The following is a 15,299-nucleotide window of genomic DNA, read 5'->3' as shown; positions in this document are numbered from 1 at the left end:
AACGTGAACGGTACTCAGTTTTCCCAGCCTGCGGGAAGGGGGAAGGTGTCGCCGGGCTTGAGGTTCTCGTGCTTGGTGATGTCGGTGACCTTGACGAGGTGGTAGCCGTTCTTCTGCAGCGTCTGGATGATCGACGGCATCGCGTCGACGGTCTGCTTCACCCAGTCGTGCATCAGGACGATGCTGTTGCCCTTGGCGACCGCGAGCGTCTGCTTCTTGATCGCCTCCACGTTCTTGGACTCCCAGTCACGGGAACCGCCGGTCCACAGGATGATCGGCATGTCGAACTCGGCCGCGACCTCCGAGATCAGCACGCCTCCCAGACCGTACGGGGGGCGCAGCAGCTTGGGCTCGGCGCCCGAGGCCTTCTTGATCGCGTCGTTAGTCTTCTTGATCTCGGACCGGATGGCGGTGGCGCTCATCTTCGTGAAATCGGGGTGCTTGTAGCTGTGATTGCCGATCTCGTGCCCTTCCTTCACCATGCGCTTGACATAGGAAGGACGGCTTTTCACGTACTGCCCCTCCAGGAAGAACGTCGCTTTCGCGTTGTACTTCTTGAAGGTGTCGAGCAGGGTCCCCGCGTACTGGCCCGGACCGTCGTCGAAGGTCAGCGCGACGCATTTCACCTGCGTGCAGTCGACCTCCTTGGGGGTGGGCTGGGCGAGCGCGGGTGCCGGGGTGAGGGTGACGGCAACTGCAGCAATGGCCAGAAGTGAACTGAATTGTCGGGACATGAAAAATAGCTTCCAGTGTGAAGGGTGATGCGAGGGATGTCTCGACGGTAGCGGATCAGCTCTCGGCCGGTGAAGCCGCTCCGGGAAGTCTCAGCAAACCCGAACCTGCCAGCCCCACGGTCACCGCGACGAGCGCGCAGGCCAGCGAGAAGCCGTAGGCGCTGGACGCGCCGAACTCCTCGGTGAGCCTGCCGCCCGCCCACGCGCCCATCGCCACGCCCAGCCCGATCGAGGTGGAGATCCAGGCCAGGCCCTCGGTGAGCAGCGACGCCGGCACCAGCCGCTCGGTCAGCGAGAAGCCGGTGATGAGCGTCGGCGAGATGGCCAGCCCGGCCACGAAGAGCCCCGCCGCCATGATCCGCACGTCGCCGATGAACATGATCGGCAGCAGGCCGACCACGAAGACGCCCAGGGATCGCACGAACCGGCCGCGCAGGGAGACCCGCCACCGCCGCGAGCCGAACCAGAGCCCCGACACCATCGAGCCGCCCGCGAAGGCGGCCAGCAGGAACCCGGCGGCCCACTTCACCCCGTGGTCCTCCGCGTAGGCCACGGTGATCAGGTCCACCGAGCCGAAGACCCCGCCCACCGCCAGGTAGACGCAGGACAGCAGGGCGATCCCGGGAATGAGGATGGGCGTGCCGCCGACCGCCCGGACCGGCTGGACGACGGGCTGGGTGCGCCGCTGCAGCGCCAGCGCGACCGACCCGCCGAACATGCACACCAGCGCCACGATCAGGCCCGCGTACGGGTTGATCGCGGTGGCCAGCACCGTGACCAGGGCCGGCCCGGTCACGAAGATCACCTCGTCGGCGACGGACTCGAAGGCGAAGGCCGTGTTCAGCTTCGCCGAGCCGCCGTACAGGCGGGACCAGCGCGCCCGCACCATCGAGCCCAGGGAGAGCGAGGTGGCGCCGACCAGCAGGCCGGAGGCATACAGGGTCCACTGCGGCAGGCCCAGGCGGGCGCTGAGCATGAGCGCCACGAGCGCGACCGCGTTGAGCGCGGCGAAGGGGATGATCACCCGGCTCTGGCCGAACCGGTCCACCAGGCGCCCGGACAGGGGCGCGGCGACGGCGAAGGAGATGTTGGAGGCGGCGGCCACGGCCCCGGCGATCGCGTACGACCCGGTGAGCCCCTGGACCAGCAGCACGATCCCGATGCCGAGCATGGACATCGGCATCCGCCCGATGAACCCGGCGAGCACGAAGGCTTTGACGCCGGGCCCGTTGAACAACCCCCGGTAAGGCCCGACCATGGACGACTCTCCTTACTGTGCCCGCTTACCTTTGCGTGGCGTCTGTCCGGAATGCAACTCATTTCTCGGCGAGTGGGTTAACGTGTGCCGGGTGTCCGGTCTTCCCTCCTTCCGTGGTGTCCTCTTCATGGTCGTGGCCGTACTCGCCGTCACCCTCGCGGCCGGTGGCGTCGTGCTGGTCCTGGGGGGAGACCCGCAGGAGACCGCGCACGAACCGCCCCGGCGGCGGACGCCCCAGCAACAGACCCCCGCGCTCGACAAGCTCGTCCCCACGACCGCGCCCGTCAAGGACTTCGGCGCGGGCGGCGCCGGCGTCACCCCCACCCCGCCCCGCGTGCTCGCCGTCGCGCCCGCCACGATCCCCAAGCGGACCCGCCTCGCGCTGGCGAAGCTGACGCACGTGACCAAGGCAGCCGTGGTGGACGCGGGCGCGGTCAAGATCTCGGGCACCGGGCTGAACCTGCTCGCCGTCGACCCCGCCGACTTCCGCGCCTGGACGCCCCGGCCGGTCGCCGACCAGCCCGCCGTCTGGAGCGCCCTGGCCAGGGGCGAGCTCGTCGCCGACGCCGCCGCGACGCGCGAGTTCGGCCTGGTGCTGGGCGCCCACTACCAGGTGGACGGCGGACCCAGGCTGCGCGTCGCGGCCTCGGCCCCGCTGGGCCTGTCCGGGGTCGACGGCCTGGTGAGCGCCGAGCTGGGCCGGACGCTCGGGCTGGCGCCGGGCGTCGCGGTGCTGCTGCACGGCAAGGAGGGCCGCATCGGCGAGGCGGGTGTACGCAAGCTGCTCGGCAAGGGCGCCCAGGTCCTCCTGCTGGACGCGGGGACCCGCAAGAAGAAGCAGCGCGAGCAGCCGGTCGCCACCACCGGGCGGCCCGGCAGCTATCTGGACCTCTACAAGCTCTCGGCCACCCGTTGCCCGGGGCTGTCCTGGACGGTGCTGGCCGCGATCGGGCAGGTGGAGACCGGCCACGGGCGCAACAACGGCCCCTCCAGCGCGGGCGCGCTCGGGCCGATGCAGTTCATGCCCGCCACCTGGAAGTCCTACGGGGTGGACGGCGACGGCGACGGCACGGCCGACATCTGGAGCCCGTACGACGCGGTGCCGGGCGCGGCCAACTACCTCTGCGCGACCGGCGCCGGCCAGGGCGGCGAGAAGCTGCGCAAGGCGATCTGGCACTACAACCACTCGTGGGACTACGTCGACAAGGTGATGGGCATCGCCGAGGCGTACGCCCGCACCTACGCCTGAGGAGCCTGAGGGCCTGAGGGGGCCTGCGCGGGACGGCGGCGGGGCGGCGGGCAGCAGGTCAGCGCGCAGGCGACGGGCTCGGGCTCGTCCATGAGCTCGCGCACCATCCGGACGAAGGCCGGGTGGGTGCCGGCGGTCGCCGCCCGCTCCATGGGCAGCCCCAGCTCGTCGGCCACCTGCCTGGCCTCGGTGTCGAGGTCGTAGACGACCTCCATGTGGTCGGAGACGAACCCGATCGGCACCAGCACCACGGACTTGGCGTCGACGGCCCGCAGGTGGTCGCAGACGTCCGGCTCCAGCCAGGGCACCTGAGGCGGGCCGCTGCGCGACTGCCACACCAGGTCGAAGCCCTCGGTACGGCCCAGCGACCGGCAGACCAGCTCGGCGGTGCGGCGCAGTTGCGCTTCGTACAGACCGCCCGAGGGGCCGGCCGTCTCGGCCATCGAGACCGGGATGCTGTGCGCGGTGAACACCAGGCGCGCGTCGTCGCGCCCGAGCCGCACCAGCGCCTGCCGGGTGTGGTCCGTCATGGCCTCGACGAAGCCCGGGTGGTCGCCGTAGTGGCGGAGCTTGACCAGCTCGGGGCCGCCGTCGACGGAGATCCTGGCGATGTCCTCGTAGTATTGGCGGCAGCTGGAGTAGCCGGCGTAGGCGGAGGTGGCGAAGACCGCCGCCTTGCGCACGCCGTCGGCCGCCATCCGCCGCACGGTGTCCTCGCCGAAGGGGTGCCAGTTGCGGTTGCCCCAATAGACCGGCACGCCCGCCACCGGCCGCAGCGCCTCGACGAGCTCGCGGTTCTGCCGGTTGATCGGGCTGACGCCGCCGAAGCCCTGGTAGTGCTCGGCGACCTCCATCAGCCGCTCCCGGGGGACTCCCCGGCCGCGCACGACGTTCTCCAGGAACGGCAGCACGTCGTCCGGCCCCTCCGGACCCCCGAACGACAACACCAGCAGCGCGTCGTAATCTCCCACGCCATCTCCCACACCGCCAACCCTATGCCGCAGTGCCGGTGGTCCTCGCACGAGGTAGGTTCGATCGAGTGAGCGCATTTGACGATATCCGCGACTATGTCGCCATCCCTCGAGTCCTCTCACTGAAGCTGGCGCCTGACGGCTCCCGGCTGGTCTCGGCGATGCAGGCACTCAACCCCGACGGGAAGTCGTACGGCACCGCGCTGTGGTCCATCCCGCTGGACGGCGAGCCGTACCGGCTGACCAGGTCGGCCAAGGGGGAGACGGCGGCGGAGTTCACCGCCGCCGGCGACCTGCTGTTCACCTCCGCCCGGCCGGACCCCACCGTCAAGGACGGCGCCGACGAGGTGCCCGCGCTCTGTCTGCTGCCCCGCGCCGGCGGTGAGGCCCGCCAGGTGGCCACCAGGCCCGGCGGCATCGGCGCCTTCCGTACGGCGGGCGACGTGGTGGTGTTCGCCTCCGACGTGCTCGACGGCGAGGAGGCGACGGAGGAGGAGCGCCGTAAGGCCCGCAAGGACGCCGGAAGCAGCGCGATCCTGCACGAGGGCTACCCGGTCCGCTACTGGGACCACGACCTCGGCCCCGGCCACGTCAGGCTGTTCGCGGCCCGGCTCGGCGACGACCGGCTGGAGGAGGTGCGCGAGCTCACCCCCGATCCCGGAGAGGCGCTGCGCGAGGCCTCCTTCGCGCTCACCCCGGACGGCTCCACCGTGCTCGCCACCTGGCGGATCCCGCTGCCCGCCGGCGAGCAGCGGACGGAGCTGGTGGCGATCGACGTGGCGAGCGGGCAGCGGCGCACCCTGTTCGGCGAGGAGGGCTGGGACTTCGGCGGTCCGCTGGCCGTCTCCCCGGACGGCACGCGGGTCGCCTGCGCCCGGGAGCGGCTCACCGGCCCGGACCTCTCGGCCAGGGTCGAGCTCTGGCTGGGTGACCTGGCCACGGGAGAGGGCCGCGCCTACGCGCCCGACCTGTTCCCGTCGGACGTCGCGTGGGCGCCCGACTCCTCGGCCGTCTACATCACCGCCGACCATCAGGGCCGCCGTCCGATCTTCCGCGTCCCGCTGACCGGCGCGCACACCCGGCTCACCGGGGACGACGCCGCCTACCTCGGGCTCAACGCCTCCGCCGACGGCCGCTTCGTCCACGCGCTGCGCAGCGGTCTCGCCCTGGCTCCCGGACCCGCCCGGATCGACGTCGTCACCGGCGAGGTCACCGACCTGCCCTCGCCCGCGCCGCGCCCGGAGGTGCCCGGCACGCTGACGGAGATCTCCGCGACGGCCGACGACGGCGCCACCGTCCGGGGCTGGCTCATCCTGCCCGAGACCGCCTCCGCCGCCGAGCCGGCGCCGTTCCTGCTGTGGATCCACGGCGGTCCGGTGGCCTCGTGGAACGACTGGCAGTGGCGCTGGCAGGCGTGGATCATGGCCCAGCACGGTTACGCCGTGTTGATGCCCGACCCCTGCCTGTCCACGGGTTACGGTCAGGACATGATCGACCGGGGCTGGGGCGACTGGGGCCCGCGCACCATGGCCGACCTCGACGCGATCGTGGACGTGGCGCTGGCCAGGGACGACCTCGACAGCGAGCGGACCGCCGCGATGGGCGGCTCGTTCGGCGGCTACATGGCCAACTGGGTGGCCGGCCACAGCGACCGCTACAAGGCGATCGTCACCCACGCCTCGCTGTGGAACCTCGACCAGTTCGCCGGCACCACCGACATGGCCGCCTACTGGCAGCGGGAGTTCGGCGCCCCCGGCTCCGAGCGCTACACCACGCTCTCCCCGCATCACGGCCTGGACCGGATCAGCACCCCCATGCTCGTCATCCACGGCGACAAGGACTACCGGGTGCCGATCGGCGAGGCGCTGCGCCTGTGGTGGGACCTGCGCCGCTCCGAGGTCGAGTCGAAGTTCCTCTACTTCCCGGACGAGAACCACTGGATCCTCAAGCCGGGCAACACCGTCGCCTGGTACGAGACCGTCCTGGCCTTCCTCGGCCGGCACGTCCTCGGCCAGGAGTGGAAGCGCCCGGACTCGGTGGCGTGATGACCGACTTCGCGCGACTGGCCGAGGACATCGCCCGCGAGGCCGGCGACATGCTGCTCGCCAAGCGGCCCACCATGTCCGTGGCCTCCGCCGACGTGCTGACCAAGTCCAGCCCCACCGACGTGGTCACCGTGCTCGACAAGGCGTCCGAGGAGCTCATCAGGCAGCGGATCCTGGCCGTCCGGCCGGACGACCGCGTCCTCGGCGAGGAGGGCGGCGAGGCGCCGGGCGTGTCCGACGTCCGCTGGGTCGTCGACCCGATCGACGGGACCGTCAACTTCCTGTACGGCCTGCCCGACTGGGCGGTGTCGATCGCCGTCGAGGTGAACGGCCGGGTCGTGGCGGGTGCGGTGAACGTGGCGCCGCGCGGGGAGATGTTCACCGCGGCGCTCGGCGAGGGCGCCTGGCTGGGCGGTGAGCGGCTGCGCGGCAACCCGGCCGTGCCGCTGGGGCAGGCGCTGGTGGCGACCGGGTTCGGCTACGACGCGGCCAGGCGGGCCGTCCAGGCGGAGGTGCTCACCGGCGTGCTGCCGAGGGTGCGCGACATCAGGCGGGGCGGCTCCTGCGCCGCCGACCTGTGCTCGGTGGCCGCCGGCCGGGTGGACGCCTACTACGAGCGGGGCATCAACTACTGGGACTACGCCGCGGGGGGTCTGGTGGCCAGCGAGGCCGGGGCCAGGATCGGCGGGCTGGACGGCAGGCCGTACAACAGCGAGCTGACGCTGTGCGCGGCGCCGGGCCTGTTCGAGGAGCTGCACGACCTGCTCGCGTCGCTCGATCCCGAGCGCGACGCCTGACCCTGGCAGGACGGACGGCCGGAGCCCCCGCGCGGGGGCTCCGGCCGTGTCACGCTCAGCGGGGAAGGGGAATGCCGTGATCGTCGGCCAGGCGGCGCAGATCCTCGATCTCGGCGGTGAGGGTGTCGGCGAGGTAGTCGTCGCCGGTGCTCCGGGCCTCCCGAAGGCTCTTGTAAGCCTGGTCGAGGCGGCTTTCGATCGTGGTCGTGAACTCGCCCATCTCACCTACTCTCTCAGGGGTTCGTGCTCGTGCGGGGCGCAGAGTGGCCCATCGCCCGCGAACGCCGAAGCCGGCGTACGGGTCTTGGGTGTTTCGCAGGTGTACCCAGACTGTTCCGCTTCCGAAACATGAAATCTTCTGTGCCTTGTGGCACGGGAGTCAGGGCGCGGGTGAATATGCCTTACCGTGCGCTTATCGCTGCTGTGGGCAGAATTACTCAGTCAGAATCGGAGAGAGGTGTACCAGGGTGCGAGTGCTGGTGGTCGAGGATGAGCGGGTGCTCGCGGACGCGATCGCGACCGGACTGCGGCGCGAGGCCATGGCCGTGGACGTGGCCTACGACGGCGGCGGCGCGCTGGAGCGCACCTCCTACATCGACTATGACGTGATCGTCCTGGACCGCGACCTGCCGGTGGTGCACGGTGACGAGGTCTGCCGCCGCCTGGTCGAGCAGCGCACCTCCTCGCGGATCCTGATGCTGACCGCCTCCGGCGACGTGGACGACAAGGTGGAAGGGCTCGGCCTCGGCGCCGACGACTACCTCGCCAAGCCGTTCGTCTTCATCGAGCTGGTCGCCCGGGTGCGCGCGCTGGGCCGCCGCTCGGCCCCCGCCCTGCCGCCGGTGCTCGAACGCGGCGGCATCCGGCTCGACCCGGGCAAGCGGCTGGTGGAGCGCGAGGGCAAGGAGGTCGTGCTGACCAAGAAGGAGTTCGCGGTCCTGGAGGAGCTCATGCGGGCCGAGGGTGCCGTGGTCAGCCAGGAGGACCTGCTGGACAAGGCCTGGGACGAGAACATCGACCCGTTCACCAACGTGGTGCGGGTGACCATGATGACCCTGCGCAAGAAGCTGGGCGAGCCGCAGGTGATCGAGACCGTGCCGGGAGTTGGGTACAAGTTGTGACGGAAAGGCCGGACCGTGAGTCGGTGCCCACGCACCCGATGATCAGCCCGCACTCGGAGCGCAAGGCGGTGCGGGCCGGGCAGCCGCCGCCGCCCAGCGGGCCACCCGTCTGGGACGGCCCCCCACCGCCGTCGCACCCGCCGGATCCACGCGGCACGATGGAGCGCATGAGGGATCTCCCCGGCAAGGTGAGCATCCGCTGGCGGCTCGCGCTGACCTACAGCGGCATGTTCTTCCTGGCCGGGGCGTTGCTGCTGGTGGTGATCTACTTCATCGTGCGCTCGGTCCTCTACACGGGCTTCGTGTACGAACTGAAGCTGCCGAACGGTACCCCCTCCGACCTCGCCGCCTACCTGGAGACGCAGGTCAAGCTGCTGCGCGTGAACGGCATCAACGAGGTGCTGGACACCCTGGTCAGGCAGTCGATCCTGGGGCTGCTGGGCGTCGGCATCCTCGCCGTCATCTTCGGCTACTTCGTGGCCGACCGGGCGCTGCGGCCCGTCAGCCAGATGACCTCCACGGCCCGCAAGCTCTCCGAGAGCACCCTGGCCCACCAGCGCATCGACCTGCAGGGGCCGAACGACGAGCTCAAGGAGCTGGCCGACACCTTCGACGACATGCTGATCCGGCTCAACGTCGCCTTCGACGCCCAGCGCCGCTTCGTCGCCAACGCCTCGCACGAGCTGCGCACGCCGCTCACCATCAACCGGACGGTCCTGGAGATCGCCCTGTCCGACCCTGAGGCGTCCGAGGATCTCAAGGCGCTGGGCCGTACCCTCCTGGAGGTCAACGCGCGCAACGAGAAGCTCATCGAGGGGCTGCTGCTGCTCGCCAGGAGCGAGCGCGAGCTCGCGGTGCGCAAGCCGGTGGACATCATGGACGTCGCGCAGACGGCGGTCGAGCAGGTTACGCCTTTCGCGGAAGAGCACGGCGTCACGTTGACCACCGAACTGGTCAGCGCGCCTACCATCGGCGATCCCGTGCTCTTGGAGCGCTCCGTCAGCAACCTCCTTGAGAACGCCGTGAAGTACAACGTTCCCGAAAACGGAAAAGTATGGATCCGAACGGGAATGGCAGACGGCGCCTTGGTTGTTCAGGTGGCCAACACGGGGCAACATGTCCCGGCGTACGAGGTGAACAGCCTGTTCGAGCCGTTCAGGAGGCTCAATGCCGACCGCGTGGATTCGGCCAAGGGAGCGGGTCTCGGGCTGTCCATCGTCCGTGCGGTGGTGCAGGCTCACGGCGGCACCGTGAACGCGGTGCCCCGGGAGGGTGGAGGACTTGTCGTCACCATTAGGCTTCCCAGACGCTGATCGGCGTGTTGTCCCGGCGTGTTGTCCAACGGGGGGCGTCTCGTTCTCGTCGCACATGTGGTTGGATGTGCCGTCGAACACGGTGGCGCATGACGCCAAGGCTGTGGGTTTCGCCATATTTGGCTAACCATTGCCGACGGCAGCAGGCCCTGACGTGTTGGGAGGTTCGTGGTCAGTTTTCTTGGGGTACCGATGGGAAATCTCCCCGGCGGAACGGGCACAAGACGGACCTCCTGGACGTTAGAAGACGCGCGATGAGCGCGAAGACATATTGATGAGGGGGATGGAGTAATCACCATGGCTACCGACTACGACAGCCCGCGCAAGACAGACGACGATCTGGGGGAAGACAGCCTTCAGGAGCTTCAGGCGCGGCGCACCGACAAGTCCTCAGGCAGCATCGACATCGACGAGACCGACCTCGCCGAATCGCTCGAGCTGCCCGGTGCGGATCTGTCGAACGAAGAGCTCAGCCTGCGGGTCATCCCGCGCCAGGCTGACGAGTTCACCTGTTCACGATGCTTCCTCGTGCATCACCGTAGCCAGCTGGCCTCCGAGAGGAACGGTCAGCAGGTCTGCCGGGAGTGCGCCGCCTGACAAGGAGGCAGACGCGTGGCCACACCTGACAAGGATTCTCGACCAGGTGACGAGATCGCCACCTCCGAGTCGGAGGTCGGCGAGCTCGTAGGCAGGCTCACCGAGCCCGGTGAGCTCGAGCCGGCCGAGCGGCGCAGGCTGCTCGGCCGTCTAGCCCGCGCCCTGGCGACGGGCGCGAGCAAGGCCAGGAAGAACGGCGCCGGTCGCGGCCGCTGGCTGGCGGACGTCTTCCTGAACATCGCACCCCGCATCCCGATCAGGGATCTGCGCACACTTTCGCAGCATCACCAGGGACTGACCGGCGAGGAGCTCGCCGACGACCTCGTCCGCACCGCCCAGAAGGCCACGATGACCGTCGGGGCCATCGGCGGGGCGCTGGCGGCGGCCGAGTTCGCCGCTCCTCCCCTCCTGCTGTCGGCGCCCGCCCAGCTCGTCGCCGAGACCATCGTGGTGGCCGCCATCGAGGTCAAACTGCTGGCCGAGCTGCACGAGGTCTACGGCGTGCGCGTCCAGGGCACCGGCGCCCAGCGTGCCGTGGCCTTCTCCGCCGCCTGGGCCAAGCAGCGCGGCGTCGATCCGCTCGCCCCCGCCTCCGTGACCCTCGCCCTCGGCGCGGCCACCAAGACCGCGCTGCGCAACCGGCTGATGCGGACGCTCGGCCGGCACCTGACCACGCTCGGCCCGTTCCTCACCGGGGCCGTGGCCGGCGGCGCGCTCAACCGCATGGCCACCAAGAAGCTGGGCGAGGCCATCCGTAACGATCTGCGCGTGAAGACTCCGCTGCCGCCCGGCGGGCGGGCTCCGGAGCTGGATGCCTAGCTAGCTCCGCAATCCGTCGAACATCATCGTGACCAGGAGATCGGCCAGGGCGTCCGCCGACCCTCCGGACGCCGGGCGATCCCACTCGGCGATCGAGCCGACGGCGCCGAACAGCAGCTTGGTCACCAGGGCCGGATCGAGGCCCGGCCGGATGCCGCCCTCGGCCGCCGCCTGCCCGACCAGGTGATGGACGAACGCGTCGAACTCCCGCCGCCGCTCCAGCGCGCCCTGCTCGGTCGCGCTGTTGCCGCGCACCCGCAGCAGCAACGTCACGTACGGCAGGCGGTCCACCAGGGTGCGCACGCACTGCCGGACGACCCACTCCAGCCGGTCGATCGCCGGGCCCGAGGTGGCGCGCTCGTCGCCGATCAGGACGAGCAGGCCGTCGAGCGCCCGGTCCAAGGCCCGCGCGAGCAGCTGTTCCTTGCCGGGTACGTGGTAGTAGATGGCGGACTTGGTGACGCCGAGCGCTCTGGCCAGATCCTCCATGCTCGTCCCGTCGTAGCCGCGCTCGTTGAAGACGCCGACGGCGATGGCGAGCACGGACTCCGGGTCGTGTCCGCGTCTCCGTTGCCGGGTTGGGGTGGACATATGGCCAAGTATCTCGCTTGTTGCTGACATTGCCGTCCGTCCCAGGTCAGGTTGACGACACCGGCAGAGGGGTCTCTTGCCAACTGACCGAATGTTCGGTAGATACTGCAACCGTCCGGCCCGTTTTCTGTCTAGAGGGTGAACCCGATGTTCGAGCGCAATCGCCAGACCCTGGACGAGGCCCTGACCGCGATCGCCCAGCGCGGCTACTGGAGCGCCTACCCCGAATCGCCGAGCCCGCGCGTCTACGGGGAAGGGTCGGCCGAGCGCGGCAAGCAGGCGTTCGAGGACCATCTCGGCAAGCCGTTCGAGCTCGACCAGCCGGCCACCGGGGCCTGGATCGGCGCCGAGCGCTCCCCGTACGGGATGGTCCTGGGTGTGACCTACCCCGAGCCGTGCCCGCCGGGGCTGGCCGCGGCCGCCAAGGCGGCGCTGCCCGCCTGGCGCGACGCCGGGCCCGAGGCCCGCGCGCTCATCTGCGTCGAGATCATCAACCGGCTCAACGAGCGCAGCTTCGAGATCGCGCACGCCGTGCAGCACACCACCGGGCAGGCGTTCGTGATGGCCTTCCAGGCCGGCGGGCCGCACGCGCAGGAGCGGGCGCTGGAGGCCGTCGCCTGCGCCTACGCGGCCATGACCGCCGCCGCCTCCGCCGTCCGCTGGGAGAAGCCGGGCAAGGGCGACCCTCTGGTGCTGGACAAGCGCTTCACCGTGGTGCCGCGCGGCGTCGGGCTGGTCATCGGCTGCAACACCTTCCCGACCTTCAACGCCTATCCAGGGCTGTTCGCCTCCTTGGTCACCGGCAACCCGGTGATCGTCAAGCCGCACGCCCGCGCCATCCTGCCGCTGGCGATCACCGTGCGGGTCGCCCGCGAGGTGCTGGCCGAGGCGGGCTTCCACCCGGCGCTGGTGCAGCTGGCCGCCGAGGAGGGCAGGGGGCTGGCGGTGGAGCTCGCCACCGACCCGGCCGTGCGCGTCATCGACTTCACCGGCTCCACGGAGTTCGGCGACTGGCTGGAGGGCAACGCCGGACAGGCCCTCGTCCACACCGAGAAGGCCGGGGTCAACACCGTCGTCGTCGACTCCACCGACTCCTGGCGCGGGATGCTCGGCAACCTGGCGTTCTCCCTGTCGCTCTACAGCGGCCAGATGTGCACCGCCCCGCAGAACATCCTCATCCCCGCCGGCGGGATCGCCACCGACGAGGGGCACAAGAGCTTCGACGAGGTGGCGGAAGGGCTCGCCGCCGCGGTCGGCGAGCTGCTCGGCGACGACGCGCGGGCGGTCGAGGTGACCGGCGCGATCGTCAGCCCGGACGTCCTGTCCCGACTGGACGGCGCCCCGAAGCTCGGCAAGACCGTGCTCGCCTCGCGCTCGCTGCGGCATCCGGACTTCCCCGAGGCGGTGATCCGCACCCCCGCGATCCTCCGGGTCGCGCCCTCGCGGAGCGACGTCCACGGCCGCGAGCACTTCGGCCCGATCTCGTTCGTCATCCCGACGGGCTCGACGGCCGAGAGCCTCGACGTGCTGCGCCGCACGACCGCCGAGCGCGGCGCGTTGACCGCCTTGGTCTACTCCACCTCGCCCGCGGTGCTGGAGGAGGCCGAACGGGCGGCGCTGGAGTCAGGCGTCAACCTGTCGTGCAACCTCACCGGTGGCGTGTTCGTCAACCAGGCGGCCGCGTTCTCCGACTATCACGGCACCGGCGCCAACCCCGCCGCCACGGCCTCGCTGACCGACCCCGGCTTCGTCGCCGGCCGCTTCCACCTCGTCCAGTCCCGCCGCCCCGCCTGATCCCGCGCCGGCCCTGAGCCCAGGACGGTCCCCGGGGTGCCGCTGCCCGGGGGGCGGCTGCGCGAGCTGTGCCGCGATGGATTCCTGCTGCTAGTGGGCGAAATGTGCGATTCGGGTTTGTTTGCCCAGGTCCTGGGCAAGGTCACTACGGCGCCGCTCGCCGTTCGCGGGCTCGCGGAGATGGACGGGACCGGCCCGCTCGCTGAGAGGCTCGGCGCAGGCCCCGATGAGGCACGGCTCATCAGGCCGGATGCCCACATCGCCGCGATCATTCCCCATGCGGGGCCGGAACAGGTGAAGGCCGCTGTGAGACGCGCGTCGCGTCTCTCGAAAGAATGAGGCGAGGAGGACTTGGTGGTTGGCCGTAGCTCGTTTCTGATCGTCGCGAACCGGTTGCCGGTGGACCGGAACGTCGAGCAAGACGGAACGGCCTCATGGCGCAGAAGTCCAGGCGGACTGGTCACCGCCATCGCGCCTGTCATGCAACGCCGCCACGGAGCCTGGCTCGGCTGGCACGGCGCGGCGGACGAGGAGCTGGAGCCGTTCGAGCAGGACGGCATGAGCCTGATCCCGGTGCCGCTGTCGGCCACCGAGGTCGAGCTGTACTACGAGGGATTCTCCAACGCCACACTCTGGCCGCTCTACCACGACGTGGTCGCGCCGCCGGTCTTCGAGCGGCCCATGTGGGAGACGTACCGGGCCGTCAACGAGCGCTTCGCCAACGCGGCCGCCGAGGCCGCGGAGGAGGGCGCGGTCGTCTGGGTGCAGGACTACCAGCTCCAGCTCGTCCCCGCGATGCTGCGCAAGCTCAGGCCGGACCTGCGCATCGGGTTCTTCCTGCACATCCCGTTCCCGCCGGTGGAGCTGTTCTGGCGGCTGCCGTGGCGCAGGGAGCTGGTCGAAGGGCTGCTCGGCGCCGACCTGGTGGGCTTCCAGCTCCCGGGCGGCGCGGCGAACTTCCGGCGGCTGTGCCGCAGACTGCTCGGCGTGCCGTACAAGGGCAACGAGATCTTCCTGGAGGACCGGGTGGTCACCACCCAGGCGTTCCCGATCTCGGTGGACTTCGGCGAGCTGGACTCGATGGTACGCGAGCCGCAGGTGATCTCCCGGGCCAAGGAGATCAGGATGGAGCTCGGCGACCCCGAGCACGTGCTGCTCGGCGTGGACCGGCTCGACTACACCAAGGGCATCGGGCAGCGGCTGGAGGCCTTCGGCGAGCTGCTCAAGGAAGGACGGATCGGGCCCGGCGAGGCGGTGTTCGTCCAGATCGCCACCCCGAGCCGGGAGCGGGTGGATGAGTACCGGCGGCTGCGCGACGACATCGAGCTGCAGGTGGGCCGGATCAATGGCGAGAACTCCGTGCTGGGCAACCAGCCGATCCAGTATTTCCACCAGTCCTACGGCAAGCAGGAGCTCGCCGCGCTCTACCTGGCGGCGGACGTGATGCTCGTCACCCCCCTGCGCGACGGGATGAACCTGGTCGCCAAGGAGTATGTCTCCTGCCATCACGACCTGCACGGCGCGCTGGTGCTCAGCGAGTTCGCCGGGGCGGCGGACGAGCTGCGGCAGTCGTTCCTGGTCAACCCCTACGACGTGGAGGACGTCAAGCGGCAGATGCTGACCGCGATGCGGGCCACGCCGCACGAGCTGGCCCGGCGGATGCGCACGATGCGCCGCCGGGTCGCCACCTACGACGTGGACCGCTGGGCCAGCGAGTTTCTCACTGCTTTGGAGACACCTGCTTCAGCGCCCGCCACGAGTCATAGCGCTTCTTGGCGGTCCGGTTGACCACGATCTGCGCCACCGACATGCCCACGCCCATCACCACGGCGTAACCGATCGCCTCACCCATGCTGACCTCGGGCGAGTCCGGGTCGAGAGGCGGCTCCTTGCCGGTCGCCTTCACCCAGGCGAGCCCGAGGAGCTTGCGCGCCCCCCACGCGGTCACCAGCCCCACCGCGGCGCCGATCACCCGCCAGGCGACGTCAGGCCTGTCATCCGCCATGAGAA

16 protein-coding genes are annotated in these 15,299 nt (G+C 70.3%); 10 read left to right on the top strand and 6 right to left on the bottom strand.

Annotation, left to right across the window (positions count from 1 at the left end; genetic code table 11):
• Positions 1–14 precede the first annotated feature (14 nt).
• Positions 15–734, bottom strand: a complete 720-nt coding sequence (locus OHA68_RS43150) for a polysaccharide deacetylase family protein (protein WP_327105411.1) — start codon at positions 732–734, stop codon at positions 15–17.
• A 55-nt stretch (positions 735–789) separates the two neighbouring features.
• Positions 790–1,992, bottom strand: coding sequence for an MFS transporter (locus OHA68_RS43145; protein WP_327105410.1), 1,203 nt, complete (start codon positions 1,990–1,992; stop codon positions 790–792).
• Positions 1,993–2,083: 91 nt separating this feature from the next.
• Between OHA68_RS43145 and OHA68_RS43140 the strand changes: the two genes are divergently transcribed.
• Positions 2,084–3,241 (top strand): lytic murein transglycosylase, encoded by a 1,158-nt coding sequence (locus tag OHA68_RS43140; RefSeq protein WP_327105409.1) that lies wholly within the window; start codon positions 2,084–2,086, stop codon positions 3,239–3,241.
• On the opposite strand, the gene OHA68_RS43135 is transcribed toward OHA68_RS43140, so the two are convergent.
• Positions 3,232–4,212, bottom strand: coding sequence for a ferrochelatase (locus OHA68_RS43135; RefSeq protein ID WP_327105408.1), 981 nt, complete (start codon positions 4,210–4,212; stop codon positions 3,232–3,234). The genes OHA68_RS43140 and OHA68_RS43135 overlap by 10 nt on opposite strands.
• A 68-nt stretch (positions 4,213–4,280) precedes the next feature.
• Between OHA68_RS43135 and OHA68_RS43130 the strand changes: the two genes are divergently transcribed.
• Together OHA68_RS43130 and OHA68_RS43125 are read left to right on the top strand one after the other, a co-directional pair.
• Positions 4,281–6,257: a S9 family peptidase gene (locus tag OHA68_RS43130; protein ID WP_327105407.1), complete on the top strand. Its 1,977-nt coding sequence runs from the start codon at positions 4,281–4,283 to the stop codon at positions 6,255–6,257.
• Positions 6,257–7,054, top strand: coding sequence for an inositol monophosphatase family protein (locus OHA68_RS43125; protein WP_327105406.1), 798 nt, complete (start codon positions 6,257–6,259; stop codon positions 7,052–7,054). The genes OHA68_RS43130 and OHA68_RS43125 overlap by 1 nt, the downstream gene beginning before the upstream one ends.
• A gap of 55 nt (positions 7,055–7,109) precedes the next feature.
• Here the strand turns inward: OHA68_RS43125 and OHA68_RS43120 are convergent, their stop codons facing one another.
• Entirely contained in the window at positions 7,110–7,274 is a 165-nt protein-coding gene (locus OHA68_RS43120) for a hypothetical protein (protein ID WP_189140800.1), read from the bottom strand.
• Positions 7,275–7,521: 247 nt separating this feature from the next.
• Here OHA68_RS43120 and OHA68_RS43115 point away from each other — a divergent pair, with 247 nt between their 5' ends.
• The 4 genes from OHA68_RS43115 to OHA68_RS43100 all read left to right on the top strand — a co-directional run bounded on the left by OHA68_RS43115 (position 7,522) and on the right by OHA68_RS43100 (position 10,904).
• On the top strand, positions 7,522–8,175 hold the full coding sequence (locus OHA68_RS43115) for a response regulator transcription factor (protein ID WP_189140799.1): 654 nt from the start codon (positions 7,522–7,524) through the stop codon (positions 8,173–8,175).
• Between the two features lie 38 nt (positions 8,176–8,213).
• Complete coding sequence (locus tag OHA68_RS43110) at positions 8,214–9,488, top strand: sensor histidine kinase (protein ID WP_407674532.1); 1,275 nt, start codon at positions 8,214–8,216, stop codon at positions 9,486–9,488.
• Between the two features lie 297 nt (positions 9,489–9,785).
• Positions 9,786–10,085: a DUF4193 domain-containing protein gene (locus OHA68_RS43105; RefSeq protein WP_090929286.1), complete on the top strand. Its 300-nt coding sequence runs from the start codon at positions 9,786–9,788 to the stop codon at positions 10,083–10,085.
• Between the two features lie 15 nt (positions 10,086–10,100).
• Positions 10,101–10,904: a hypothetical protein gene (locus OHA68_RS43100; RefSeq protein WP_327105404.1), complete on the top strand. Its 804-nt coding sequence runs from the start codon at positions 10,101–10,103 to the stop codon at positions 10,902–10,904.
• On the opposite strand, the gene OHA68_RS43095 is transcribed toward OHA68_RS43100, so the two are convergent.
• The gene (locus tag OHA68_RS43095; RefSeq protein WP_327105403.1) at positions 10,905–11,495 is read right to left on the bottom strand and encodes a TetR/AcrR family transcriptional regulator; all 591 of its coding nucleotides are present in this window, start codon (positions 11,493–11,495) and stop codon (positions 10,905–10,907) included. It abuts the gene before it with no gap.
• 147 nt (positions 11,496–11,642) lie between these two features.
• Between OHA68_RS43095 and paaN the strand changes: the two genes are divergently transcribed.
• The 3 genes from paaN to OHA68_RS43080 are packed head-to-tail and all read left to right on the top strand — an operon-like array spanning position 11,643 to position 15,077.
• Positions 11,643–13,289, top strand: coding sequence for a phenylacetic acid degradation protein PaaN (gene paaN, locus OHA68_RS43090; RefSeq protein WP_327105402.1), 1,647 nt, complete (start codon positions 11,643–11,645; stop codon positions 13,287–13,289).
• Between the two features lie 36 nt (positions 13,290–13,325).
• Entirely contained in the window at positions 13,326–13,628 is a 303-nt protein-coding gene (locus tag OHA68_RS43085) for a hypothetical protein (RefSeq protein ID WP_327105401.1), read from the top strand.
• 15 nt (positions 13,629–13,643) lie between these two features.
• Positions 13,644–15,077: an alpha,alpha-trehalose-phosphate synthase (UDP-forming) gene (locus OHA68_RS43080; protein ID WP_189140795.1), complete on the top strand. Its 1,434-nt coding sequence runs from the start codon at positions 13,644–13,646 to the stop codon at positions 15,075–15,077.
• Here OHA68_RS43080 and OHA68_RS43075 read toward each other — a convergent pair.
• A complete protein-coding gene (locus tag OHA68_RS43075; protein WP_189140794.1) occupies positions 15,010–15,294 on the bottom strand; it encodes a DUF4235 domain-containing protein in 285 nt (94 codons plus the stop codon). The genes OHA68_RS43080 and OHA68_RS43075 overlap by 68 nt on opposite strands.
• Between the last annotated feature and the right edge of the window lie 5 nt (positions 15,295–15,299).

The sequence above is a fragment of the Nonomuraea glycinis genome, assembly GCF_035920485.1.
In the GTDB taxonomy this organism is placed as follows: Bacteria; Actinomycetota; Actinomycetes; order Streptosporangiales; family Streptosporangiaceae; genus Nonomuraea; species Nonomuraea glycinis.
Note: the sequence above shows the minus strand (reverse complement) of the source record. Positions and strands in the feature narration are given on the sequence as shown.

What these genes read in the sequence shown, in the direction of transcription:
- OHA68_RS43095 (WP_327105403.1), bottom strand. Translation starts at nt 11,495, where the DNA reads ATGTCCACCCCAACCCGGCAACGGAGACGCGGACACGACCCGGAGTCC.
- OHA68_RS43105 (WP_090929286.1), top strand. Translation starts at nt 9,786, where the DNA reads ATGGCTACCGACTACGACAGCCCGCGCAAGACAGACGACGATCTGGGG.
- paaN (WP_327105402.1), top strand. Translation starts at nt 11,643, where the DNA reads ATGTTCGAGCGCAATCGCCAGACCCTGGACGAGGCCCTGACCGCGATC.
- OHA68_RS43125 (WP_327105406.1), top strand. Translation starts at nt 6,257, where the DNA reads ATGACCGACTTCGCGCGACTGGCCGAGGACATCGCCCGCGAGGCCGGC.
- OHA68_RS43120 (WP_189140800.1), bottom strand. Translation starts at nt 7,274, where the DNA reads ATGGGCGAGTTCACGACCACGATCGAAAGCCGCCTCGACCAGGCTTAC.
- OHA68_RS43145 (WP_327105410.1), bottom strand. Translation starts at nt 1,992, where the DNA reads ATGGTCGGGCCTTACCGGGGGTTGTTCAACGGGCCCGGCGTCAAAGCC.
- OHA68_RS43110 (WP_407674532.1), top strand. Translation starts at nt 8,214, where the DNA reads ATGATCAGCCCGCACTCGGAGCGCAAGGCGGTGCGGGCCGGGCAGCCG.
- OHA68_RS43150 (WP_327105411.1), bottom strand. Translation starts at nt 734, where the DNA reads ATGTCCCGACAATTCAGTTCACTTCTGGCCATTGCTGCAGTTGCCGTC.
- OHA68_RS43075 (WP_189140794.1), bottom strand. Translation starts at nt 15,294, where the DNA reads ATGGCGGATGACAGGCCTGACGTCGCCTGGCGGGTGATCGGCGCCGCG.